Source organism: Cognatishimia sp. 1_MG-2023, from assembly GCF_030548175.1.
Classification (GTDB): domain Bacteria; phylum Pseudomonadota; class Alphaproteobacteria; order Rhodobacterales; family Rhodobacteraceae; genus Cognatishimia.
In genome coordinates this window covers 55,822-78,507 of sequence record NZ_JAUORX010000005.1, presented here as the reverse complement: position 1 = coordinate 78,507, position 22,686 = coordinate 55,822, and the positions used below count along the sequence as shown (strand labels likewise).

Here is a 22,686-nt window from a genome sequence, read left to right as displayed (position 1 = left end):
AGGCGGTCTCTTACGAGACCGCCTTTTCTTCTACTGTGCTTGCCAAAGATTCTGCGCGTGCTGCAAGCTCTGCAAGGCTGTCTTTGACAGAACTCGGCACCACAGGAACCTCAACCTTCTCAGGGGCTGGTGCTGGCGCATTCTTTAGCTTTTCCAATTCAGCCGTCTGATCGGCAACCTTGGTTTCAAGCTCGCGCATACGATCTTCCATGCCTGCGGATTTATCCGCCAACATCAGACCAGCCATCAAAAGCATACGTGTTTCTGGGATACGGCCAATCTGGCTTGCCAAGACGCGCGCTTCGTCGTCCAACATCTTTGCTGCAGACTGTAGGAAATGCTGTTCACCCTCTTGGCAAGCAACTTCAAAAGAACGACCACCAATGCTGATTTCGACTTCTGGCATCAGACTGTCTCCTCTAGCTCATTCAGGCTTTCTGGTTCACCCAACATCGGTTGCAATGTCTTTAGGACCACATCAACTTCGGCACGCTCAAGCTCTTGCGCGGCCAACAATGCATCCAATTCCACCTGCAACGACTGATTGATCAAAGTGGCATCCACCACCATATCCGCCGCGGCCTGCCGCAGAGCAATTGTGTTTGTCCGCATCAACTTGTTAGACCGACGCATCCGCACCAGACGGCTGTTCAACCCTTCCCAAGCTTCGCGTTCCGCCGCTGCGGCCATGCGCATCCGGTCCAACTCTGCTTCGTGGGCCTGTTTCAGCGCGGCAATCTCGGCCATCACATCCACATTGTCATCTTTTGCAATGCCCAAATCTTGGACAACAGAGGCCGCCGCAAGCTTGGTTTCCAACGCAGCCTTCGCACCGCGTTCCTCTTCAAGTGCAGCTTTCAGAGTGGCAATTTCACCAGACCGATCTTCGACCGGCGCGGCAGTCTCGCTGCTGCCGGCATCATTGCCAAACTGATCAAGACCCTGTGCGATCCTGTCCAGGGCGGCGGACAACCTATTTTCAAGATCTGCAATCTCGCTCATGCCCCTCGTCCTTTCATCCCTCGTAACTATCAATACTGCGCAACAACGAATCGCGCGCGCGTTCGACTTTTAGCGAGTTTAACCAAAGGTCCGGGAAATTGCGCCCCCTTTAACATCAATCACTTGCGGGATGCGCTTAATCCTGCCGGCAAGGCAATCCTTGATCTTATGCAGAACCCTGTTATTGAGCGCTAAACCACACGATAAATCAAAGGACGATGCCCGTGGATCTCGCCGCTCTGAAAGCTAAAAATCCTGACCACTGGATGAAAGCCACCGCAATTCGCGCCCTCGCGCTTGATGCCGTTGCTGCCGCCAACTCCGGCCACACTGGTATGCCAATCGGCATGGCGGATGTTGCGACCGTACTCTTTGAAAAACATCTGAAATTTGACGCGTCTAACCCACAGTGGCCTGACCGCGATCGTTTCATTTTGTCAGCGGGCCATGGCTCTATGCTGATCTATGCTCTGCTCCACCTCGCAGGCGACAAACAAGTCACGCTGGACCAGATCAAAAACTTCCGCCAGCTTGGCGCGTTGACGGCCGGTCACCCAGAAAACTTCCTTCTGGACGCCGTTGAAACAACAACCGGCCCATTGGGGCAAGGTATTGCCAACTCCATCGGTTTCGCGATTGCCGAAGAAATGCAGCGCGCGCAATTCGGCAAAAAGATCGTCGATCACCACACCTATGTGATTGCAGGCGACGGTTGCTTGATGGAAGGCATCAGCCAAGAGGCCATCGGCATCGCCGGTCGTCACCAGCTGGGCAAGCTTGTTGTCTTCTGGGACAACAACAACATCACCATCGACGGCACCGTTGATCTGTCTGATCGCACCAACCAAGTTCAGCGTTTCAAAGCGTCCGGCTGGCACGTTCAAGAAATCGACGGCCACGATCCAGAACAGATCGACGCCGCGATCGAAGCTGCGAAAAAGTCCAAAAAACCATCCATGATCGCCTGCAAAACCCACATCGCTCTGGGCCACGCAGCACAAGATACGTCCAAAGGCCACGGCGCTCTGACAGATCCAGAGCAGCTGAAAGCCGCAAAAGACAACTGGGGCTGGTCCTACGGTTCCTTTGAAATCCCTGCTGACATCAAAGCACAATGGGAAGCCATCGGTTCCCGCGGTGCCGCAGATCGCGCAGCATGGGAAGGTCGCTTCGCAGAAGTTTCCAGCCAGAAACAAGCCAAGTTCAACCGTGCCTACGCACTTGAAGCACCAAAGAAACTGTCAGCGGCGATCAAAGCCCTGAAAAAGCAGATTTCCGAAGAGCAGCCAAAAGTTGCGACACGTAAGTCCTCTGAAATGGCGCTTCAGGTCATCAACAACGTGATGCATGAAACCGTTGGCGGCTCTGCTGACCTAACAGGTTCCAACAACACCAAAACAGATGACCTTGGCATGTTCGACACGGGCAACCGTGGCGGCCGCTACATCTATTGGGGCATCCGCGAGCACGGCATGGCCGCTGCAATGAACGGTATGAACCTACACGGCGGTATGCGCGCATACGGCGGTACATTCATGGCCTTCACAGACTATGCCCGCCCATCCATGCGTCTTGCGGCCCTGATGAAAATCCCAACGGTCTTTGTCATGACACACGATTCCATCGGTGTTGGCGAAGATGGCCCAACCCACCAGCCGGTAGAGCATGTTGCGATTTCTCGCTCCACGCCAAACACCTACGTATTCCGCCCAGCGGATACCGTGGAAACAGCCGAAGCTTGGGAAATTGCGGTCACAACCAAAACAACCCCATCCGTCATGGCCCTCACCCGCCAAGGTCTTCCGACCCTGCGCACAGAGCACAAACTGAAGAACCTGACCGAACAAGGCGCCTACGTCTTGGCTGACGCCGAAGGCAAACGCCAAGCGATCCTGATCGCAACCGGTTCCGAAGTCGAAGTGGCGATGAAAGCCCGTGACATCCTGCAAGCCGAAGGCATCGGTACACGCGTTGTATCCATGCCATGCATGGAGCTCTTTGCAGAGCAGGACGAAAGCTACCGCCGCAAGGTTCTACCAGCGGGCCCAGTGCGCGTCGGTATCGAAGCAGGCGTACGCCAAGGTTGGGATCAATGGTTGCTCGGCGAGCGCGGCAAAAACGGCAAAGCCGCATTTGTCGGCATGGACAGCTTCGGCGCATCCGCGCCGGCAGGTCAGCTCTTTGAGAAATTCGGCATCACCGCGGAAAACGTGGCCCAAAACGTCAAAGATATGCTCTAAGCCTCAGGCAACACTGCATAAAAAGGGCGGCCTCATGGGCCGCCCTTTTCAATTCTAGCGATCTAATTCAGGTTATTTTCCCAAACGATCCTTCAACGCGTCGTTTACCATGGGCGTCACAAACTTGCTGACATTCCCATCCAACCGCGCTATCTCTTTCACCAGCTTTGACGCAATCGCCTGATGCTGTGCATCCGCCATCAAGAACACAGTCTCGATGCTGGAATCCAACGCCCTGTTCATTCCAACCATCTGATATTCATATTCGAAATCAGTCACAGCTCGTAGACCGCGAACAATCACCTGCGCGTCTACTTCTTTCGCACAGTCGATCAGCAAGTTTTCAAAGGGATGCGCAATAATCTCAGTGCCCGTCTCAGCAGACAGCGTCTCGCATTCCGCCTCAATCATGGCCACCCGCTCTTCCAAATTGAACAACGGTCCTTTGTCACGATTGATGGCAACACCAATGACCAATCTGTCGACCAAAACAGATGCGCGACGAATAATATCGATGTGACCCAATGTAATCGGGTCGAATGTACCGGGGTAAAGGCCAATGCGCATCGCTAGTCTCCGAATTTCTATTGCGCGCACGCAACAATATTGCGTACCAAATTGCAAGAGAACAACTGTCGCATAGGAAAACGACGGGGCGTTAATGCCCCATAATCATGCCTTCTAATGCATCTTTTTCCATGGCGAGTTCCGTTAGCCGTGCCTTCACAACATCGCCAAGGGTGATCAGACCCAGCAATTCGCCATTTTCCACAACCGGCATATGGCGGAACCGCCCTTCGGTCATCTTTTCCATAACCATAACCGCATCATCGCTTAGGGTGCAGGTCACCAACTTAGAGGTCATCAGATCATCGACCTTATCGCTCATGCAGGCAGCCCCACGAGAGCCTAGCTCACGCACAATATCACGTTCAGAAACGATGCCATCCGCCGTTTTCCCAGTCTTAGAAACGACCACTGTACCAATTCTGCGGTCGGCAAGAATTTTGGCCGCTTCCTGTACCAGCGTTCCTGGCTGGACCGTCACGACACCTTCGTCACCTTTTTCCTTCAGAATTTGCTGTACGAGCATAGATGGATAACTCCGTAAATAAATTTCATATACCTCAGCGTCGTCGCAACAAATGCAAAAGTCAAGTCAGCGCCTCAAGCCGCATCACCTCTTTGCGCAATCCGTTACAAAGTGCTTCAGCAAAACGATTTAATCGCTCTAACCGCTTGTCATCCTCATGACGAACCAAGTAAAATGCGCGCGACAGGCTGACTTGTTCCTGCAGGATGCGCTTTACGCCGGGAACGGACGGTAATGCGAAATCGTGAACAATTCCCAAACCTCCCCCTTGCCGCACCCAATTCATTTGAACAGATACCGAATTGGATCCAAGATTAGGTTTCTCCAAACCAATCTCCTTAAGATAATCCAATTCTTTGTCAAAAATCATATCGGGAATATACCCGACGATCCGATGATTTTGCAGGTCTCGCACTGATTGGATCGGTTCATATTTCGCCAGATATTCCTCAGATCCAGCTAAACTTAAGTGATAATCAGCAATTTTCTGCACCATCAACCGCCCAGCCGTCGGCGGGCTAACAGCCACAACAAAATCCGCCTCGCGCTTTGACAGGCTAATCAAACGCGGCAAGGCGACAATCTGTATTTCAAGCTCTGGGTTCTCTTCGCCAATCTGGGCGCAAACCTGCGGTAACAGAAAATTCGCAGCCCCGTCTGGTGCCCCAATCCGTATCTGCCCAGTCAGCCCCCCAGTTGTCCCACTCATTTCCTCAGCGGCCATTTCCATGGATTGCTCTGCACGCAGCGCATGCACCATCAACCGCTGCCCCATATCCGTCAGCGCATAACCTGCCTGAGACTTCTGAAACAAAGGCGTCGCATAAGCATCTTCAAGCCGCGCCACGCGTCGCCCGACCGTTGCCGGGTCAATCTTTAGCCGTGCCGCTGCCTTCGATAGGCTCTCATCCCGCGCTACAGCCAAAAACACGCGCAAGTCATCCCATTGAGGTGTCACGACAATCTCCATCATGCAAAAATGCAAAACCACTTTGGCATATTACCGCTGTTACCGGCGTTTTTGCAAGATTAGACTGCCCTTAACATTGTCACCGGAGAATCCCATGCAAGAGCTGACTCACTACATCAACGGCGAACACGTCAAAGGCACATCTGGCCGTTTCGCTGATGTCTTCAACCCAGCAACGGGCGAAGTCCAAGCCAAAGTTCCTTTGGCCAGCAAAGAAGAAATGGACAAAGCCGTCGAAATCGCCGCAGAGGCACAAGTCGGCTGGGCCAAAGTAAACCCACAGCGCCGCGCACGTGTGCTTATGGCTTTCGTTGGCCTGCTAAACCGCGACATGGACAAACTGGCTGAAGCCCTGTCTCGCGAGCACGGCAAAACCATCCCAGACGCCAAAGGCGACGTACAGCGTGGCCTCGAAGTGGCAGAATACTGCATCGGCGCCCCTGAACTGCTCAAAGGTGACTTCACCGACAGCGCGGGCCCAGGCATCGACATGTACTCCATGCGCCAAGCGCTTGGCGTAACTGCGGGCATCACACCATTCAACTTCCCAGCCATGATCCCAATGTGGATGTTTGCACCCGCAATCGCCTGCGGCAACGCTTTCATCCTCAAACCATCAGAGCGTGATCCATCCGTCCCTCTGATGCTCGCGGAACTAATGGAAGAAGCAGGCCTGCCAAAAGGCGTTCTGCAGGTTGTGAATGGCGACAAAGAAGCCGTTGATGCGATCCTCTATAACGACACAATCCAATCCGTTGGCTTCGTCGGCTCAACCCCAATCGCAGAATACATCTACGGCACAGGCTGTGCCCAAGGTAAACGCGTTCAGTGCTTTGGCGGCGCGAAAAACCACATGATCATCATGCCAGACGCAGATCTTGACCTGGCAGCAGACGCGCTGATTGGCGCAGGTTACGGCGCTGCAGGCGAACGCTGCATGGCGATCTCTGTCGCTGTTCCAGTGGGCAAAGAAACAGCGGATCGTTTGATCGAAAAGCTGATCCCGCGCGTTGAAACGCTGAAAGTTGGCCCATACACATCTGGCGACGACGTGGACTACGGTCCTGTTGTAACCGGCGCGGCAAAAGCCAACATCGAACGTCTGGTACAAACCGGCGTAGATCAAGGCGCCTCTTTGGTCGTCGACGGTCGTAACTTTAGCCTACAAGGTTACGAAGATGGGTTCTTTGTTGGCCCAAGCTTGTTTGACAACGTCACAACAGACATGGACATCTACAAGCAAGAAATCTTTGGCCCAGTTCTGTCCACAGTCCGTGCGGAAACATATGATGAGGCTCTGGCCTACGCGATGGACCATGAATACGGCAACGGCACTGCGATCTATACACGCGATGGCGACACCGCACGTGATTTCGCAAACCGGATCAACATCGGCATGATCGGTATCAACGTTCCAATCCCTGTGCCTTTGGCCTACCACACATTTGGTGGCTGGAAGAAATCCGCCTTTGGTGACCTGAACCAGCACGGCCCAGATGCGTTTAAGTTCTATACGCGCACCAAAACGATCACATCGCGCTGGCCATCTGGCATCAAAGAAGGTGGCGAGTTCAACTTCAAACCTATGGACTAATATCCGCAGGTCTTGAGCTGCTAACAAATTAGGAAACCCGCCATTCACGGCGGGTTTTTTCATTATTTATAACAACAATAGGTTGAAATGCGTTCTTAAGAACCGAATACTAAAAAGACACGTAGATTCGCTAACATATTGAGCAACATCAAAAATTAACGAAATATACACCACTCAAGATTGTATTTCATAGAATGCCAACCGAAACCATTCCCCTCCCAGATGAAAACATCTTATTTGTAAGGTGTTTTGGTCAAATTGAGCCTCATGACATCATTGGATGGCATGTAGATGACCGCATTTCTCCGGATACGGACAACAGATTGGTCATCCTTGTAGACCTATCCGAAGTCTCCGGCACGGATATGACATTTGAACACGTCAACGCCACCCACGGAAAACTGGCGCGCCACTATAAAACACGGGGCCTTCTTCTTCACTTGGTGCTCTACGCTCCCGAAGATCTCGCCTTTGGCATGACCCGTATCATGCAGTCTTTGGCGGCCATGACCGACCACGTCAAAGTTGATGTCTTCCGCGATGCCAACGAATTGCCAAGCTTCCTGCCCGATACCAAACGGGCGTTCACCTGCATTCGCGCACAGGCACAAAGACAGCTTTCCGCAGCGACCACATAAAACCGATCCGGGCCTACTTGCTTGCATCCCCCTGAAATTGCGGCCTTACTTGCATAAAAAGTAAGCGGAAATTTCGCGGTGGAGGAACAATGCCCTTAAAAGCACCTGATTTCACAATCGGTATCGAAGAAGAATACCTGCTTGTCGATAAAGACAGCCTTGATCTCGCCCCCGCTCCCGCCGCCCTAATGGAAGAATGCCAGTCAGAACTCGAAGGGCAAGTGTCACCTGAATTTCTAGACTGTCAGATTGAAATCGGAACCCGCGTCTGCGCCACCGTATCTGACGCCCGCGAAGATCTAAAACGCCTCCGCAGCACTGTCGCCCGCGTTGCCGCCAAACACAACTTGGCCCCTATCGCTGCCTCGTGCCACCCCTTCAGCGATTGGCGCGACCAAAAACATACGAACAAAGATCGGTACAACACCCTGCAATCCACGCTTGGCGGCGTGGCCCGCCGGATGCTGATCTGCGGCATGCATGTTCATGTTGGCATCCAAAGCCGTGAAACGCGCATCGATATCATGAACCAGCTGAGTTATTTCCTACCGCATTTACTGGCGCTCTCTGGATCATCTCCGTTCTGGCAAGGCGATGACACCGGCCTAAGCTGTTACCGCCTGACCGTCTTTGACAACCTCCCGCGCACCGGCCTTCCCCAGATCATGGACAGCTGGAGCCAATGGGAACGGTCTGTCGAAGCGCTCAAAATGATCGGTGTGATCGAGGATTCTTCAAAAATCTGGTGGGACTTGCGCCCCTCCAGCAAATATCCAACCCTCGAAACCCGCATTTGCGACGTATCCCCACGGCTTGAAACAACGCTCACCTTAGCGGCGCTCAATCAAGCATTGGCGCGCATGCTCTACCGTCTTCAAACCCAAAACCAACGTTGGCGGATGTATGATCGTTTCTTGATCCAAGAAAACCGATGGCGCGCCCAACGCTATGGCACCTCTGAAGGCTTAATCGACTTTGGCAAACGTAAGATTGTCCCCTTCGAGGAACTGACACGCGAGCTTATTGAACTCACCCAAGAGGACGCCGAATTTCTACAATCCACTGCAGAGATCGAAAACAGCCTAACCATCGCACAAAAAGGCAATAGCTCGGAGCAACAACGACGGGTTCTCAACGACTCGCTCGCCGCTGGTAAAGACAAAGCCGAAGCCATGCGCGATGTCGTCCGATTCTTAACCGAAGAATTTCACGCCGATCTTTAAAACAAACTGGGCGTGCAAGCGCCCAGTCGACCGAACGACGCGACGTTCCAAGGTATTTTTAGCACTGACACAATTCAGAAAGACTCCTATTATTAAACAACTGTTCAATTGTTGACTGGGAGACGCCCTCATGGACTTCGCGCTAACCGAAGAGCAAACTCTGATTTTCGATATGGCCAAGAGCTTTGGCGAGGAACATATCGCCCCCTATGCGCTGCAATGGGAACGCGATGGCACCATCCCAAAAGACCTATGGCCTAAGCTCGCAGAGCTCGGTTTCGGCGGTCTCTACGTCTCCGAAGAATACGGTGGCTCCGGACTTTCCCGCACCGACGCTGCGCTGGTCTTCGAAGCACTCGCAATGTCCTGCCCGGCCGTTGGCTCATTCCTATCGATCCACAACATGTGCGGCGGCATGCTCGACAAATTCGGGTCCGAAGAACTGAAACAAAAATACCTGCCAGCCCTCTGCTCCATGGAGAAAATCTTCTCCTATTGCCTGACCGAACCGGGTTCCGGCTCAGACGCCGCCGCCCTGAAAACCCGCGCCGAAAAAACCAACGACGGCTACGTGCTGAACGGCTCCAAAGCCTTCATTTCTGGCGGTTCCTACTCTGACGCCTACATCGTCATGTGTCGCACTGGCGAAGATGGCCCCAAAGGCATCTCAACTGTTGTCATCGAAGACGGCACTCCCGGCCTAAGCTTTGGCGCGCTAGAACACAAAATGGGCTGGAAAGCACAACCAACCACAACCGTTCAAATGGACGACTGCAATGTCCCGCTTGAAAACCTAGTTGGCGACGAAGGCCGCGGCTTTTCATACGCCATGGCAGGCCTTGATGGCGGTCGCCTCAACATCTCTGCCGGTGCCCTAGGTGGCGCGCAACAAGCGCTTGATCAAACCGTGCAATACATGTCCGAACGCAAAGCCTTTGGCAAAACCATCGACCAATTCCAAGCGCTTCAATTCCGCCTAGCGGAATATGAAACCAAGCTCCAAGCCGCCCGCGTTTTCCTGCGCCAAGCCGCTTGGAAACTGGATAACAAAGATCACGAGGCCACCAAATTCTGCGCCATGGCCAAACTTTTTGTCACCGACGCCGCATTTGACGTCGCCAACGGTTGCCTGCAGCTCCACGGCGGCTACGGTTACCTCGCCGATTACGGCATCGAGAAAATCGTACGCGATCTACGCGTTCACCAAATCCTCGAAGGCACCAACGAGGTCATGCGCCTGATCGTCTCTCGTCAAGTCATCAACGCCTAACCAATAGGATAGCGGACATGAGCGACATCAACATTCGCAAGATCGGTCGCGCTGGCCGGATCACGTTCACCCGGCCCAAGGCGCTAAACGCCCTGTCCTACAAGATGGCCCTCGCTGTCGAAGACGCACTGGACAACTGGGCAATAGACCCAGAGGTCGAAGTTGTTGTTATCGACGCAGAGGGAGAAAAAGCCTTCTGCGCCGGTGGCGACATTGCCGAACTCTATGACACAGGCACCAAAGGTGACTTTGCTTACGGGCAAAAGTTCTGGGCAGACGAATACCGCATGAACGCCAAGGTGAGTTATTTCCCGAAGCCCATCGTGTCCTTCATGCAGGGGTTCACCATGGGCGGCGGCGTCGGCGTTGGTTGCCATGCCTCAAATCGCATTGTCGGCGACAGCAGCCAAATTGCTATGCCAGAGGTCGGCATCGGCCTCGTCCCCGACGTGGGCGGCAGCTACATCTTAGCCAATGCGCCCGGCCATCTTGGCGAATACCTCGGTCTCACGGCCAGCCGCATGGGCGCGGCTGACGCCATCCTTGCCGGTTTCGCCGACAGCTACATTCCAGAAAGCGAATGGCCTGCTCTGATCGCACAGCTTGAAACAACAGCCGACCCAAGCCTGATCGCATCAACCGCACAAACCCCGCCAACGGGAACGCTTGCCGCAAACCTCGACCAGATCAACGCGATCTTTGACGAAACGCGTCTTGCCAACATCCTGACGACACTGCGTAACGACACCAGCGACTTCGCGGCCAAAACGCTAAAATCTCTCTCGCGCAATTCCCCACTCGCCATGGGCTGCGCTCTTGATTTGATCCGCAGAAACCGCGATGCAAAAGACATCCGCACAGCGCTACAAAACGAATACCGCTACACATATCGCGCGACCGAACACAGCGATTTCCTAGAAGGCATTCGCGCCGCTATCATCGACAAAGACCGCAACCCGCAATGGCGCCACCGCCTTGACGACCCGCTGGCACAGCACGTCGCCAAGATGATGCTGCCATTGGGTGACGCAGAACTATCGTTTCAAAAGGGAGACTAAGCCATGAAAATCGGATTTATCGGCCTTGGCAATATGGGTGGCCCAATGGCCGCAAACCTCGCCAAAGCTGGCCACGAGGTCGCGGGCTTTGACATGGCCAAAGTCGCAATCGACGGCGTAACTCTCGTGAACTCTGGAGCCGAAGCCGCCGCCGACGCAGATGTCGTCATCACCATGCTACCCAACGGTCAAATCCTACGCGCCGTGGCCAATGACATCATCCCCGCCATGAAACCAAGCGCCGCCTTTATCGATTGTTCAACAGTAGACGTCGACAGCGCCCGCGCCGTCGCTGATCAAGCCATTGCCGCTGGCTTATTGCCAGTCGACGCACCCGTCTCTGGCGGCATTGGCGGTGCAGCCGGTGGCACGCTGACATTCATGGCCGGCGGTAGCGCCGAAGCCTTCGCCAAAGCCGACCCACTCTTTGACATCATGGGGCAAAAGGCGGTGCATTGCGGCGACAGCGGCGCAGGCCAAGCCGCCAAAATCTGCAACAACATGATCCTCGGCGTCACCATGATCGCGACATGCGAGGCCTTCGCCCTCGCCGACAAACTTGGCCTGGACCGTCAGAAAATGTTCGATGTTGTCAGCACCTCATCCGGCTACAGCTGGACCATGAACGCCTACTGCCCCGCCCCCGGCGTTGGCCCTCAAAGCCCCGCAGACAATGGCTACCAACCCGGCTTTGCCTCGGACCTCATGCTCAAAGATCTACGTCTTTCGCAACAGGCCGCAGATTCTGCCAATGCCGACACACCCATGGGCCAACTCGCCCAAGACCTCTATGCGCAATTCGTGGAAACCGAAGATGGCGCAGGCACCGATTTCTCTGCCATGCTGCCGCGTTTCGAAAAACGGGACCGCGGTTGATCTAGATCATATTCCCCCATTGGAATATAATATAGTAAACATCTGACGCTCTTTAGAATAGGACATCAGATGTTTACTAAAAACCTTGGAACATTCGACCGTGCAGCCCGCCTCATCATTGGCGTTCTGCTGATCATCGGCGCCCTCATGGGCTATGGCGCATGGATGTGGATCGGCGTGATCCCACTCTTCACCGGCCTGATCAACAACTGCCCGCTTTACAGCATTCTAGGCATCTCCACCTGCAAACGGTCCGGCTAACCACCTTTACCGGGATACCGATCCGCCGCTCGATGTGGTTGCCTCTGTAAACGCAGCGCCCCCTTTGATGCGGATCGACGCCCCAGAACTCGCCGCCGCCTGCGCGGTCTTGGTCACATGCGCCCGCAAACTTGCGCCGCTTGAGGCCTCTAAATCAGCCGTCTCACATTTCAATCCATCGACAACCAACGATGCACCAGACGAGCTATCGGCCGTCAGATCGCCGCAAACCCCATCGGCGCGCAAACTTGACCCACTGCTGCTTTTCAAACGCACGTCACCGCCAGAAATCCCGTCAACCTTCAGCGTTGATCCACTTGAAGAATGCGCAGTTAACCCATTAATATCCTGACCTTTTACCAGAACTCGACTTCCCGAGGACGCGTGCACATCTGACAACTCAGGCATAGTCACCCAAACCTCAAACTCATCCCGACGTCCCGGGGACAACAGGCTAAATCCTTGACGGCGTTCAATCTCTAACGCACCACCGCGCACTTTCATTTTCAACCGGCGCAAATTCCCGCGATGCGCCTCTGCCGAAACAGCAAAATCCGCGCCCGTCGTGACATTCACCGTCACACCTTCGCTCGCCGAGATCTCATCAAACCCCGAAAAGTCAAAGCTCTCAGGCTCCGCAAAACCCGGCATCGCTACCAATGAAACCACTGTTGCAGCCGCTAAAACACGCATCGTCTTCCCCTCATTCTTGGATAGACAACAGGTATGTTAATATCATTCACATACAAGACTCAGCGCGCATATATTTCACCCAATTCGCCCTAACCCTGCCCAGCCATGGCAAAAAATACTTGCCGCGTTGCCTCATCCGCCGGGAAAAACATCTCGATCCGCAACTCAGCCATCGCAATGTCATCCGTCGCGCCAAACTGCGAAATCGTGGAAAACAACGACAACACCGCGTCCCCCACTCGGTACCGCGCCGGGATCACCGCGGGCCTCACGCCATCCGCATCCCCATCCCCATCCAACGCCACCGCGTCGTGCAGCCGTGATATAGCCGCTTCCAGCACCGAATCACGCCCAAAATGCGCCAACTCTGTGCGCAATCGCGCCAAAGACAACCGCTCCACCTCTGCCAAATTCTCAATCGACCCGCGCAACACAGCGTTGTCAAAAAACGCATCCAACATGCTGTCGCCCACCGAAATCCCAGCCGCTTGAAACATCATTTGCGCTGGCGCATTCATCTCAACCAAATGCCAATGCCGATCCAACGCAATCGCCGGATACGGCGTATGCTGGGCCAGCATCCACCCCATCGCCTCTTGCAACGGCGCCATCTCCGCCTCAGACAAGGCGCGACTCTCAAACGCCCCCGCCATCCCCGCCGCCGTCAAAAGTTGATTACGCGCCCCACGGGGCATCTCCAACTCATCACACAAGCGCAAGACCATGCCCCGACTGGGCCGCGACCGTCCAGTCTCTAGAAACGAGATATGCCGCGAAGACACCCCCGCCGACAGAGCCAACTCCATCTGGCTCATACGACGCAATTGCCGCCATTCCTTAAGCTGCCCGCCAAATCCGTCCTGCATGTATCTCTCCCGGTGCCCCCACAAGCATACCGCAAAACATCACGGTTTCACTTACCTCTCAGGTAATTGCTTTGAATACGCGCCCTTTGCAGGATGCCCCAAACCAAACAGGAGACCACCATGCAACACACCACCGCCGTCAAAGCCCTTAAAGGCGCGTCCATCTTCACCATCGTCATGGGCGCCGCCGCCGTACTTGCCGTCATCACCGGCATCACACAGCCCTTCACCTTCTTCTTTGACGCGATGTACCTGCCTCTGGACGGCCAGCAATCCCTCGGCTCAGATACAGAGCTCGTCCTCGCCGCAATCGCAGGCGGCATTATGATCGGTTTTGGCGTTATGGCCCTGCAAATCACCAATCACATCTATACCAATGACCCCGCCCTCGGCGGCCACATCCTGCGCCTCGGCCTAATCACATGGTACCTCACCGACAGCACCGCCTCCTACGCCGCAGGTGCATGGATCAACGTGCTGCTCAACACACCTTTCCTACTGCTCTTCCTCGTGCCAATACAACTCAACAAAACGGCCAGCACAGCCCAAAACGCCTGATGCTTTTGACTTCATCTTTCCAAAAATACTCTGGGGTGAGCCCGCAGGGCGAGGGGCAAAGCCCCTCTTCCTCCACTCAATCACGCAGGTTTACTCGGCCGCAACGCGCTTAACGTTCAGCATATCTTTCAAATAATACCCGGTATGGCTGGCCTCGACCTTGGCCACCTGCTCTGGCGTGCCCTTGGCCACAACCTGACCTCCGCCATCGCCGCCTTCTGGACCAATATCAATCAGGTGATCCGCCGTCTTGATCACATCCAAATTGTGTTCAATCACAACAACCGTATTGCCTTGATCAACCAGTTCATGCAGCACTTCCAACAACTTACGAACATCTTCAAAATGCAGACCCGTCGTCGGTTCATCTAGAATATACAACGTCCGACCCGTGGACCGCTTCGCCAATTCCTTAGACAATTTCACCCGCTGCGCCTCGCCACCAGACAGCGTTGTCGCCTGTTGGCCCACTTTGATATAGCCAAGCCCAACCCGCGCCAGCGCGTCCATCTTGTCACGAATAGACGGCACCGCCTTAAAGAACTCTTGTGCGTCTTCGACAGTCATATCCAGCACGTCGGCAATTGACTTGCCTTTGAACTTAATCTCTAGGGTCTCGCGGTTATACCGCGCACCTTCACAGGTTTCGCATTGAACATAGACATCGGGCAAAAAGTGCATCTCAATCTTGATAACACCATCACCTTGGCAAGCCTCACACCGTCCACCTTTGACGTTAAAGCTAAACCGCCCCGGCTTATAACCGCGCGTTTTGGCTTCTGGCAGACCGGCAAACCAATCCCGAATAGGCGTGAACGCCCCGGTATAAGTCGCAGGGTTTGATCGCGGCGTACGCCCAATTGGCCGTTGGTCGATGTCGATCACCTTATCCAGATGCTCAAGCCCCTTGATGGTCTCACAAGGCGCCGGCGTCTGCCGCGCACCATTCAGGCGCATAGATGCTGTCTTAAACAACGTCTCAATCGTCAGCGTGGATTTCCCGCCGCCCGACACGCCGGTCACACAAACAAATTTGCCCAATGGGAAATCCGCCGTGACCTTTTGCAAGTTGTTCCCGGTCGCCTTCACAACCGTCACCTTCTTGCCATTGCCCTTACGCCGCTGCGCGGGCACAGGAATTTCACGCACCCCAGACAAGTATTGCCCCGTCACAGAGCCCGCATCCGCAATGATCTCCGCAGGCGTGCCCTTGGCCACAACCTGACCACCATGCACCCCGGCCCCCGGCCCGATGTCAAAGACATAATCCGCCTCGCGGATCGCCTCTTCGTCGTGCTCAACAACAATCACCGTATTGCCCTGATCGCGCAGGTTCTTCAGCGTCAGCAACAGCCGGTCATTATCCCGTTGATGCAGACCAATCGACGGCTCGTCCAACACATAGAGAACCCCGGTCAAACCTGACCCAATTTGAGACGCCAGTCGAATACGCTGGCTCTCGCCACCGGACAACGTGCCAGAGTTCCGCGACAGCGACAGATATTCCAAACCCACGTTGTTCAAGAACCCAAGCCGCTCGCGAATTTCCTTCACAATCGCCCGCGCAATCTCGTTTTTCTGCACAGACAGCGTGGCTGGCACCTCTTCGATCCAGGCCAACGCCTCTCTGATCGACAGCTGCACCACCTGCCCCACATGATCGCCCGCAATCTTCACCGCCAGCGCCTCATCCCGCAAACGGAACCCACCACAGGCCCCGCAAGGCCGGTTGTTCTGATAGCGTTCAAACTCTTCGCGGATCCAATTTGAATCCGTCTCACGATAGCGCCGCTCCATATTTGGAATGACACCCTCAAAGACCCGCGTCACCGTGTAAACGCGCCCGCCTTCGTCATAGCGGAACTCAATCTCTTCTTCGCCAGAGCCATACAGAAACACCTGCTGCACATGTTTCGGCAACTTTTTCCACGCGATGTTCTTGTCAAACTCGTAATGTTTCGCAATCGCTTCAATGGTTTGCAGGAAATACGGCGACTTCCCCTTCCGCCAAGGCGCCAACGCCCCGTCATAAACCTTCAACGTCTCATCCGGCACAACCAGCCGCTCGTCAAAGAACAGCTCTTTGCCCAAACCATCACAAGTCGGGCACGCCCCAAACGGCGCGTTAAACGAAAACAGCCGCGGCTCGATCTCGGGGATCGTGAACCCACTCACCGGACAGGCAAACCGTTCCGAGAACGTGATCCGCTCCGGCTCGCCCTCTTTCGGCGCGGTCTCTAGGATCGCAATCCCATCCGCCAAATCCAACGCCGTCCGCAAGCTGTCCGCCAACCGCGTCTCTAGCCCCTCACGCACAACGATCCGGTCCACGACCACATCAATGTCATGGCGGAATTTCTTATCCAAGGTCGGCGCATCATCCAGCTCATAGAACTCGCCATCCACCTTCACACGTTGAAAGCCTGACTTGCGCAGCTCTAGGAATTCTTTCTTATACTCGCCCTTCCGATCCCGCACGATCGGCGCCAGCAAATAGCCCCGCGTCCCCTCCTCAAGGGCCATCACGCGATCAACCATATCCTGCACCTGTTGTGCCTCAATCGGCAGGCCTGTCGCAGGGGAATACGGCGTGCCCACACGGGCAAACAACAAACGCATATAGTCGTAAATCTCGGTCACCGTCCCCACAGTCGAGCGCGGGTTCTTAGACGTCGTCTTTTGCTCAATCGAAATCGCCGGAGACAAGCCACTGATGTGATCCACATCCGGCTTTTCCATCATATCCAGGAACTGACGCGCATAGGCCGACAAGCTCTCGACATACCGCCGCTGCCCTTCCGCATAAATCGTGTCAAACGCCAGCGAAGACTTACCCGAACCCGAAAGCCCCGTAATCACCACCAGCTGATCGCGCGGAATATCCACATCAATCGACTTCAAATTATGCTCACGCGCACCGCGTACTTCGATATTCTTTAACTCAGCCATATGGCCCCCCGGACTCAACCCCCTACAGATAGTGCAGCGAGATTGAGTCTCCAATAGCAAAAAGTGAACAAAATGTGAACATTCTAAATTCTAAGCAAGCAAGCGACGGTCACGCGCATCCTGCTGACAGAATCCGTCACCATGCAATCAAAGGTGCAAACACAATCCGAGAAAATAGCCAATCACCCGCCCAATTGCGGACGCATCGCCTGATAAATAACCGCCGTCGCCGTATTCGCCAAATTCAGCGACCGCACCAGTGGGCTCAACATTGGCAGGTTGAAAATCCGGTCGTCATGCCCTTCCAGAACTTCTGGTGTTAACCCTCTGGATTCGTTGCCAAAGATCAAATACCCATCCGGCTTATACTCTGGGTCATAAACACTGCGCGCACCGTGTTCCTCAAAGAAATACAGGCTATCTTCCGCAGGTTGGCGCACCTCTAGGAAATGCTCCCAGCTGTCATATTCGCTTAGGTTCACGTGCTTCCAATAATCCGTCCCCGCCCGACGCACGGATTTCTCGTCCAACGAAAATCCATAGGGCCTGATCAAAATCAACTCGAGGTTCAACGCCACACAGGTCCGCCCAATCGCGCCGGTGTTATACGGAATTTCCGGGGCCACCAGAACGATCTTCAAACAAGGGTCAGCCATGGACAAATGCGCCTTCTAAATCACAGGCGCAAAATCCGCCTGTTGCCAGACTGCTGTTACCCCAACTGCCCCCTCAAAAACAACGCGCGTTTTTCACCCACCCAAAACCATCACAACAACCGTCGCCCGCTCTACATAATCGCTATGCTGTGCCGCCTCTTTCAAATCCGCCCTAGCCTGCCCTCGTCGCGCGGCTGGCATCGCGTCAAGCAGCACCTGCGTGACCGGTCCCTCAAACTGCTCAGACCGCATCGCCGTTTCATGCTCTGCAATCCACGCTTTGACCTTTCCCCGCCGCCGATCATAACTGGCATTCTCGATCGCCGCGCTGATCGCATTCACCGGCAATAACACCGGATTGCCCAAATGGTTCGGCGCCGAACAAGACGCCATCCCAACACAGGCACACAGACCAAAAACACGAAAACCCTTAATCAGCAGATAAGACATCGTTCGATCATAACGCATTCTGCACAAAATCGCGACGCCGTAGGGTGGGTTTTCAACCCACCACACCCGAATTATCGAATCGTACGTTTCAGGCGTTCAAACGTACGAATTTCCAGATTTACCAAACGTGCACTCGACGTCCATCAGACGCGCAACAGCTAAGCTTTGCGCGCCAAGGCCCAGGCCACAACCGGGCAATTCGGATCGTTTTCGAGGCTGTCTTTGTCCTCGTCATAAACCGGCGGCCAATCTTCTTCCAGATTGCGTTTCATCGCCTCGCGATTGCCCCACTGCGCTGCTTTCACATCATTTTCTGGGAAACCACCTTCGATCAAAAGGTTCTGCAACCCCCGTGCCGACCAACGCGAGCAATCAACAGGCGACGGATTATGCGGCATGAAAAACGGCACGGCCAACCAAAAGTATCCACCGGGCCGCAGCATTTCTAAAACATTCTGCACAGCCGCATACGGACGGTCCAAATGTTGCCAAACCTGATTTGCTAAAATCATGTCATATTTTAACACTTCACCATCCGCATATTTCACCGGACCTTTGCAAATATCATGACCCGGATAGCGGTATTGCACATAGGATTTCGAGTTGAGGTTCTTGCCCCAATGCCCTGAAATCTCAGCAACATCCATGTTTTCAATACCCGCGTCCCGCAAAATACGACGGCTGCGGCGGTTCATCATCACCCGGTTTAGACTGGTCATGCTCAATTAACCTTTAGACTAGATATGGATCGCCCGATCAAAGGCGTCCAAAACACTTTCGTGCATCATCTCACTTAATGTCGGATGCGGAAAGACCGTTTCCATCAACTCTGCTTCGGTCGTTTCCAACGTGCGACCAACAACATAACCTTGGATCATCTCCGTCACTTCCGCCCCAACCATATGCGCACCAAGCAACTCGCCGGTTTTTGCGTCAAAGATCGTTTTCACCATGCCCTCTGGTTCACCCAGAGCAATGGCTTTCCCATTGCCAATAAAGGGAAAACGCCCAACTCTGATCTCATAACCGGCCTCTTTGGCCTTGGCTTCGGTAAACCCAACAGACGCGACCTGCGGATGACAATAAGTACAGCCTGCAATGCTTTCTGGCTTCACCGGATGCGGTTTCTGACCCGCAATCAATTCCGCAACCATAACACCTTCGTGGCTTGCTTTGTGAGCCAACCAAGGTGCACCCGCAATATCGCCAATCGCATAGACGCCCTCAGCACCTGTACGGCAATGCTCATCCGTAACCACATGAGTTCTATCAATTTTTACGCCCAGCCCCTCAAGGCCAAGCCCCTCGACATTGCCCACAATCCCGACGGCAGAGATCACAGTGTCAAACTCTTGCTTCTCAACTTTGCCGCCCACTTCGATATGCGCGGTGACTTTGCCTTTGCCACGATCCAGCTTTTTCACCATGGCTTTTTCCATGATCTTCATGCCTTGCTTGGCAAAGGATTTTTTTGCAAAGGCCGAAATTTCTGCATCTTCAACAGGCAAGATGCGATCCATGACTTCGACTACAGTCGTTTCAGCACCTAAAGTGTTGTAAAAACTTGCAAATTCAATGCCAATCGCGCCAGATCCAATGACTAAAAGTTTCTTCGGCATACGTGGCGGTTGTAATGCGGTTTTGTATGTCCAAACCAAATCACCATCCGCCTCAAGCCCCGGCAATTCCCGTGCCCGCGCACCCGTCGCAACAATAATATGCTTAGACGTCAGGGTTTCCGTGCCTTTATCGGTCTTTACTGTCACCTGCCCTTTGGCCGGCAAAGTCGCTTCGCCCATAAAGGTGGTGACCTTGTTTTTCTTCATCAAATGCCCAATGCCGCCACTCAGCTGCTTGGCCACACCACGCGAACGTTTCACAACCGCATCAAGGTCATAGGAAATATTGTCAGCGCTCAACCCGTAGTCTTTGGCGTGGTTCATCAAGTGAAACACTTCAGAGGACCGCAAAAGCGCTTTCGTCGGGATACACCCCCAGTTCAAACAAATGCCGCCCATATGTTCGCGTTCTACAATTGCGACATTCAGACCAAGCTGCGCGCCTCGTATCGCTGCGACATAGCCCCCTGGTCCTGCTCCGATCACGATCATATCAAAGGATTTGGCGGCCATGGGTTCCCTCCGTCAAGGTTGTTTCCCATGACCTTACGGCGCTTGTCACGAAGTGCAATCGGGTTTTCCAGTAAGACGCCTTATAAAATAAAAAAACCCGCGTGAACTACGCGGGTTTCTCGTAACAAATTTGCGATTACGCTGCTGCGTTTTGCAATTCTCTAACGGTAGATCCGTAACCACCTGCATCCAGATAGGTTTGCTCAACTTCGGTAGAGCGTCGGCCCAACGTCGCATTTCGTGTTGGAAAGCGCCCAAACTGGCGAATAACCGCACGGTGCGCCCGCGCATGAAGCAATTGGTTCTCGCCCCCTTGCGGCAAACGTTCTTTGATCAAACGGACACAACGATCCTGATCACAAAGGTTTTCGGAATGCATCAATGGCATGTAAAAGAACATGCGCGCAGGCTCATCAATTTTCATATCCCAGCGGTTCTTGATGGCAGATTTTGCAGCAGCCAGTGCCCGCCGGTCGGACGCAAAGCTCTTAGCATCTTCCCGAAACATATTGCGCGAGAACTGGTCCATCAAAATCACATAGGCCAACGATCCGCTCGCATAGGTGAGCCATTGTCCAAGCCCGCCTTGCATAGCTTTGCGCCATGTCGGCTCAAATTTAGTTCGTACCATCTGATCTAGATCGTCGTCAGCGACATACCAATCTCTTGGCTCCACTTCATCCAACCAAAAGTTCAGTATCTCCTCAGGCCCTGCCATAGCCCTGCTCCCTTTGAGAAATAAAATTCGTTACAAAAACGTTACGCAGGTCATAGCCCTAAACAAAAGTCAAAAAATGCTGCAAACTCGACATTTACCTCTCATTCTCCGGTTCTATGGCATCTGCCGCTACTTGTTGGTCATGTTCTTGCGCAACTTCCCAAGCCACCGGTGTTGAGGCCAGCGATACAGGCGTATACGTTCCCGTTTCTTCGACATTTGGTGCTGGGCGAATTGTCATACGGTAAGCGGCATAAACACAAAGCACTGTCATCAAAAAACACTGGAACATGAAATAGGCGGACGCGCCGTATGCCGTCATGAGCCAACCCATAACAATTGGGCCTGCAATGGCGCCTAAGCCATTCACAAAGAGCATCCCGCCAGAAGTTCCAGCCATTTCGTCCGATGACACGAAGTCGTTCGTATAGGCCACAAGCAATGAATACAGAGGGTTCACAGTACCACCGAGAATGAGCGCAGACAGCAGCAGCATTTCAAAACGCGTGCCATAGGCTAGCCCCAAGGCCCCTCCAAAAACGCTGACGCCACCAACGATCAAAATCAACAGACGGCGGTCCATGCGATCAGATATCCAACCAATCGGGTACTGGATCAAAGTCGCACCGACATAGAAAGAAGCGACAAACATGGAAATCTGATTAATCGTCAAATCAATCATAGTTCCAAAAACCGCAGACATACCAAACTGCGCCGCGAACATGCCGCCCAGTAAGAAAACCCCAACAAACCCAAGAGGTGACGTATTAAAAAGCTCTTTCAGACTCACCGAGCTAGAGCTTTCAAAAGCAGGTGTTGGTGAGACGGAAAGCAGAATGGGCGCAAAAGAAATAGAAACTAGAATTGATGGAATGATGAACAAAACAAAGCCTGACGGATCGCCAAGCACAAGAATGCCCTGAGCGGCGACAAGCCCGACCATTTGAACGATCATATAAAGAGACAGTGCTTTTCCACGGTTTTCATTGGTGGCGGCATTGTTCAGCCAGCTTTCGGCCGTGACATACACACCAGAAAAGCCAAATCCGATTACAATGCGTGCAATCACCCAAACCCAAGGCTCTGTAATTGTCGGGAATAGAACCAATACTGCAGAGATAAACGAACCAAGCGCCGCAAAAACCCGCACATGGCCCACACGCCGGATCATTTCGGGGGTCAATCGTGAACCACCCAGAAACCCGACAAAATAGGCTGACATGACAAAGGACATTTCAGCGGTCGAGAAGCCCTCGATTTCGCCCCGCACGCCGAGCAGAGTGCCCTGCATGCCGTTGCCAACCATCAGCAACAATAATCCCAACAATAGCGCCCAAGCGCCTGACACGAACTGGCCCATTTGCAGTCTCCTTTGTTCGCACGCACCTAGCTTAGGCGAGATGGGTGTAAATCCCCAAACGCGACAAAAATAGAACGAA

General features: G+C 53.8%; 23 protein-coding genes. 9 read left to right on the top strand and 14 right to left on the bottom strand.

What is annotated here, in order from left to right; translation table 11 throughout:
• Window positions 1-10: 10 nt before the first annotated feature.
• Both Q4544_RS10095 and Q4544_RS10090 read right to left on the bottom strand, forming a co-directional pair.
• Complete coding sequence (locus Q4544_RS10095; protein ID WP_303505892.1) at window positions 11-406, bottom strand: cell division protein ZapA; 396 nt, start codon at window positions 404-406, stop codon at window positions 11-13.
• The gene (locus tag Q4544_RS10090) at window positions 406-1,002 is read right to left on the bottom strand and encodes a hypothetical protein (RefSeq protein ID WP_303505891.1); all 597 of its coding nucleotides are present in this window, start codon (window positions 1,000-1,002) and stop codon (window positions 406-408) included. The genes Q4544_RS10095 and Q4544_RS10090 overlap by 1 nt, the downstream gene beginning before the upstream one ends.
• A gap of 224 nt (window positions 1,003-1,226) precedes the next feature.
• Between Q4544_RS10090 and tkt the strand changes: the two genes are divergently transcribed.
• The gene (tkt, locus tag Q4544_RS10085; RefSeq protein ID WP_303505889.1) at window positions 1,227-3,242 is read left to right on the top strand and encodes a transketolase; all 2,016 of its coding nucleotides are present in this window, start codon (window positions 1,227-1,229) and stop codon (window positions 3,240-3,242) included.
• 72 nt (window positions 3,243-3,314) lie between these two features.
• Here the strand turns inward: tkt and coaD are convergent, their stop codons facing one another.
• The 3 genes from coaD to Q4544_RS10070 form a co-directional block, all read right to left on the bottom strand.
• Window positions 3,315-3,809 (bottom strand): pantetheine-phosphate adenylyltransferase, encoded by a 495-nt coding sequence (coaD, locus tag Q4544_RS10080; protein ID WP_303505887.1) that lies wholly within the window; start codon window positions 3,807-3,809, stop codon window positions 3,315-3,317.
• A gap of 91 nt (window positions 3,810-3,900) precedes the next feature.
• Window positions 3,901-4,335 carry a CBS domain-containing protein gene (locus Q4544_RS10075; RefSeq protein WP_303505885.1) on the bottom strand — a complete coding sequence of 145 codons (435 nt, stop codon included), beginning with the start codon at window positions 4,333-4,335 and terminating at the stop codon, window positions 3,901-3,903.
• Between the two features lie 61 nt (window positions 4,336-4,396).
• Window positions 4,397-5,293: a LysR family transcriptional regulator gene (locus tag Q4544_RS10070; RefSeq protein ID WP_303505883.1), complete on the bottom strand. Its 897-nt coding sequence runs from the start codon at window positions 5,291-5,293 to the stop codon at window positions 4,397-4,399.
• 106 nt (window positions 5,294-5,399) lie between these two features.
• Between Q4544_RS10070 and Q4544_RS10065 the strand changes: the two genes are divergently transcribed.
• The 7 genes from Q4544_RS10065 (at window position 5,400) to Q4544_RS10035 (ending at window position 12,225) form a co-directional block, all read left to right on the top strand.
• The gene (locus tag Q4544_RS10065) at window positions 5,400-6,899 is read left to right on the top strand and encodes a CoA-acylating methylmalonate-semialdehyde dehydrogenase (protein ID WP_303505881.1); all 1,500 of its coding nucleotides are present in this window, start codon (window positions 5,400-5,402) and stop codon (window positions 6,897-6,899) included.
• Between the two features lie 323 nt (window positions 6,900-7,222).
• Window positions 7,223-7,537 carry a hypothetical protein gene (locus tag Q4544_RS10060; RefSeq protein WP_303505879.1) on the top strand — a complete coding sequence of 105 codons (315 nt, stop codon included), beginning with the start codon at window positions 7,223-7,225 and terminating at the stop codon, window positions 7,535-7,537.
• An 89-nt stretch (window positions 7,538-7,626) separates the two neighbouring features.
• Window positions 7,627-8,760: a carboxylate-amine ligase gene (locus Q4544_RS10055; protein WP_303505877.1), complete on the top strand. Its 1,134-nt coding sequence runs from the start codon at window positions 7,627-7,629 to the stop codon at window positions 8,758-8,760.
• 130 nt (window positions 8,761-8,890) lie between these two features.
• A complete protein-coding gene (locus tag Q4544_RS10050; protein WP_303505875.1) occupies window positions 8,891-10,030 on the top strand; it encodes an acyl-CoA dehydrogenase family protein in 1,140 nt (379 codons plus the stop codon).
• A 17-nt stretch (window positions 10,031-10,047) separates the two neighbouring features.
• Window positions 10,048-11,088 carry an enoyl-CoA hydratase/isomerase family protein gene (locus Q4544_RS10045; RefSeq protein ID WP_303505873.1) on the top strand — a complete coding sequence of 347 codons (1,041 nt, stop codon included), beginning with the start codon at window positions 10,048-10,050 and terminating at the stop codon, window positions 11,086-11,088.
• Window positions 11,089-11,091: 3 nt separating this feature from the next.
• Window positions 11,092-11,964 carry a 3-hydroxyisobutyrate dehydrogenase gene (mmsB, locus tag Q4544_RS10040; protein ID WP_303505871.1) on the top strand — a complete coding sequence of 291 codons (873 nt, stop codon included), beginning with the start codon at window positions 11,092-11,094 and terminating at the stop codon, window positions 11,962-11,964.
• A gap of 69 nt (window positions 11,965-12,033) precedes the next feature.
• Window positions 12,034-12,225, top strand: coding sequence for a DUF2892 domain-containing protein (locus Q4544_RS10035; protein ID WP_303505870.1), 192 nt, complete (start codon window positions 12,034-12,036; stop codon window positions 12,223-12,225).
• A 6-nt stretch (window positions 12,226-12,231) separates the two neighbouring features.
• Here the strand turns inward: Q4544_RS10035 and Q4544_RS10030 are convergent, their stop codons facing one another.
• Together Q4544_RS10030 and Q4544_RS10025 are read right to left on the bottom strand one after the other, a co-directional pair.
• Complete coding sequence (locus Q4544_RS10030) at window positions 12,232-12,918, bottom strand: GIN domain-containing protein (RefSeq protein ID WP_303505869.1); 687 nt, start codon at window positions 12,916-12,918, stop codon at window positions 12,232-12,234.
• Between the two features lie 89 nt (window positions 12,919-13,007).
• Window positions 13,008-13,784 carry a helix-turn-helix transcriptional regulator gene (locus Q4544_RS10025; RefSeq protein ID WP_303505867.1) on the bottom strand — a complete coding sequence of 259 codons (777 nt, stop codon included), beginning with the start codon at window positions 13,782-13,784 and terminating at the stop codon, window positions 13,008-13,010.
• Between the two features lie 120 nt (window positions 13,785-13,904).
• Here Q4544_RS10025 and Q4544_RS10020 point away from each other — a divergent pair, with 120 nt between their 5' ends.
• Entirely contained in the window at window positions 13,905-14,342 is a 438-nt protein-coding gene (locus Q4544_RS10020) for an excinuclease ABC subunit A (protein ID WP_303505865.1), read from the top strand.
• Window positions 14,343-14,432: 90 nt separating this feature from the next.
• Here the strand turns inward: Q4544_RS10020 and uvrA are convergent, their stop codons facing one another.
• From uvrA to Q4544_RS09985, 7 genes are all read right to left on the bottom strand, one after another.
• Window positions 14,433-17,291 (bottom strand): excinuclease ABC subunit UvrA, encoded by a 2,859-nt coding sequence (gene uvrA, locus Q4544_RS10015; RefSeq protein ID WP_303505864.1) that lies wholly within the window; start codon window positions 17,289-17,291, stop codon window positions 14,433-14,435.
• A gap of 182 nt (window positions 17,292-17,473) precedes the next feature.
• Window positions 17,474-17,947 carry a tRNA (cytidine(34)-2'-O)-methyltransferase gene (locus tag Q4544_RS10010; RefSeq protein ID WP_303505862.1) on the bottom strand — a complete coding sequence of 158 codons (474 nt, stop codon included), beginning with the start codon at window positions 17,945-17,947 and terminating at the stop codon, window positions 17,474-17,476.
• A 93-nt stretch (window positions 17,948-18,040) separates the two neighbouring features.
• Complete coding sequence (locus Q4544_RS10005) at window positions 18,041-18,397, bottom strand: hypothetical protein (protein ID WP_303505860.1); 357 nt, start codon at window positions 18,395-18,397, stop codon at window positions 18,041-18,043.
• A gap of 158 nt (window positions 18,398-18,555) precedes the next feature.
• Entirely contained in the window at window positions 18,556-19,116 is a 561-nt protein-coding gene (locus Q4544_RS10000) for a methyltransferase domain-containing protein (protein ID WP_303505858.1), read from the bottom strand.
• Window positions 19,117-19,134: 18 nt separating this feature from the next.
• Window positions 19,135-20,529: a dihydrolipoyl dehydrogenase gene (gene lpdA / locus Q4544_RS09995; protein WP_303505856.1), complete on the bottom strand. Its 1,395-nt coding sequence runs from the start codon at window positions 20,527-20,529 to the stop codon at window positions 19,135-19,137.
• 136 nt (window positions 20,530-20,665) lie between these two features.
• Window positions 20,666-21,247, bottom strand: a complete 582-nt coding sequence (locus tag Q4544_RS09990) for a DUF924 family protein (protein WP_303505854.1) — start codon at window positions 21,245-21,247, stop codon at window positions 20,666-20,668.
• Window positions 21,248-21,341: 94 nt separating this feature from the next.
• The gene (locus Q4544_RS09985) at window positions 21,342-22,607 is read right to left on the bottom strand and encodes an MFS transporter (protein ID WP_303505851.1); all 1,266 of its coding nucleotides are present in this window, start codon (window positions 22,605-22,607) and stop codon (window positions 21,342-21,344) included.
• Window positions 22,608-22,686 lie beyond the last annotated feature (79 nt).

Coding starts and splice junctions, on each gene's coding strand:
- Q4544_RS10045 (WP_303505873.1), top strand. CDS start 10,048: ATGAGCGACATCAACATTCGCAAGATCGGTCGCGCTGGCCGGATCACG.
- Q4544_RS10010 (WP_303505862.1), bottom strand. CDS start 17,947: ATGGCTGACCCTTGTTTGAAGATCGTTCTGGTGGCCCCGGAAATTCCG.
- Q4544_RS09990 (WP_303505854.1), bottom strand. CDS start 21,247: ATGGCAGGGCCTGAGGAGATACTGAACTTTTGGTTGGATGAAGTGGAG.
- Q4544_RS10065 (WP_303505881.1), top strand. CDS start 5,400: ATGCAAGAGCTGACTCACTACATCAACGGCGAACACGTCAAAGGCACA.
- Q4544_RS10035 (WP_303505870.1), top strand. CDS start 12,034: ATGTTTACTAAAAACCTTGGAACATTCGACCGTGCAGCCCGCCTCATC.
- Q4544_RS10000 (WP_303505858.1), bottom strand. CDS start 19,116: ATGACCAGTCTAAACCGGGTGATGATGAACCGCCGCAGCCGTCGTATT.
- Q4544_RS10075 (WP_303505885.1), bottom strand. CDS start 4,335: ATGCTCGTACAGCAAATTCTGAAGGAAAAAGGTGACGAAGGTGTCGTG.
- Q4544_RS10095 (WP_303505892.1), bottom strand. CDS start 406: ATGCCAGAAGTCGAAATCAGCATTGGTGGTCGTTCTTTTGAAGTTGCT.
- lpdA (WP_303505856.1), bottom strand. CDS start 20,529: ATGGCCGCCAAATCCTTTGATATGATCGTGATCGGAGCAGGACCAGGG.
- Q4544_RS10005 (WP_303505860.1), bottom strand. CDS start 18,397: ATGTCTTATCTGCTGATTAAGGGTTTTCGTGTTTTTGGTCTGTGTGCC.
- Q4544_RS10020 (WP_303505865.1), top strand. CDS start 13,905: ATGCAACACACCACCGCCGTCAAAGCCCTTAAAGGCGCGTCCATCTTC.
- Q4544_RS10025 (WP_303505867.1), bottom strand. CDS start 13,784: ATGCAGGACGGATTTGGCGGGCAGCTTAAGGAATGGCGGCAATTGCGT.
- Q4544_RS10055 (WP_303505877.1), top strand. CDS start 7,627: ATGCCCTTAAAAGCACCTGATTTCACAATCGGTATCGAAGAAGAATAC.
- Q4544_RS09985 (WP_303505851.1), bottom strand. CDS start 22,607: ATGGGCCAGTTCGTGTCAGGCGCTTGGGCGCTATTGTTGGGATTATTG.
- mmsB (WP_303505871.1), top strand. CDS start 11,092: ATGAAAATCGGATTTATCGGCCTTGGCAATATGGGTGGCCCAATGGCC.
- uvrA (WP_303505864.1), bottom strand. CDS start 17,291: ATGGCTGAGTTAAAGAATATCGAAGTACGCGGTGCGCGTGAGCATAAT.
- Q4544_RS10090 (WP_303505891.1), bottom strand. CDS start 1,002: ATGAGCGAGATTGCAGATCTTGAAAATAGGTTGTCCGCCGCCCTGGAC.
- coaD (WP_303505887.1), bottom strand. CDS start 3,809: ATGCGCATTGGCCTTTACCCCGGTACATTCGACCCGATTACATTGGGT.
- Q4544_RS10050 (WP_303505875.1), top strand. CDS start 8,891: ATGGACTTCGCGCTAACCGAAGAGCAAACTCTGATTTTCGATATGGCC.
- Q4544_RS10030 (WP_303505869.1), bottom strand. CDS start 12,918: ATGCGTGTTTTAGCGGCTGCAACAGTGGTTTCATTGGTAGCGATGCCG.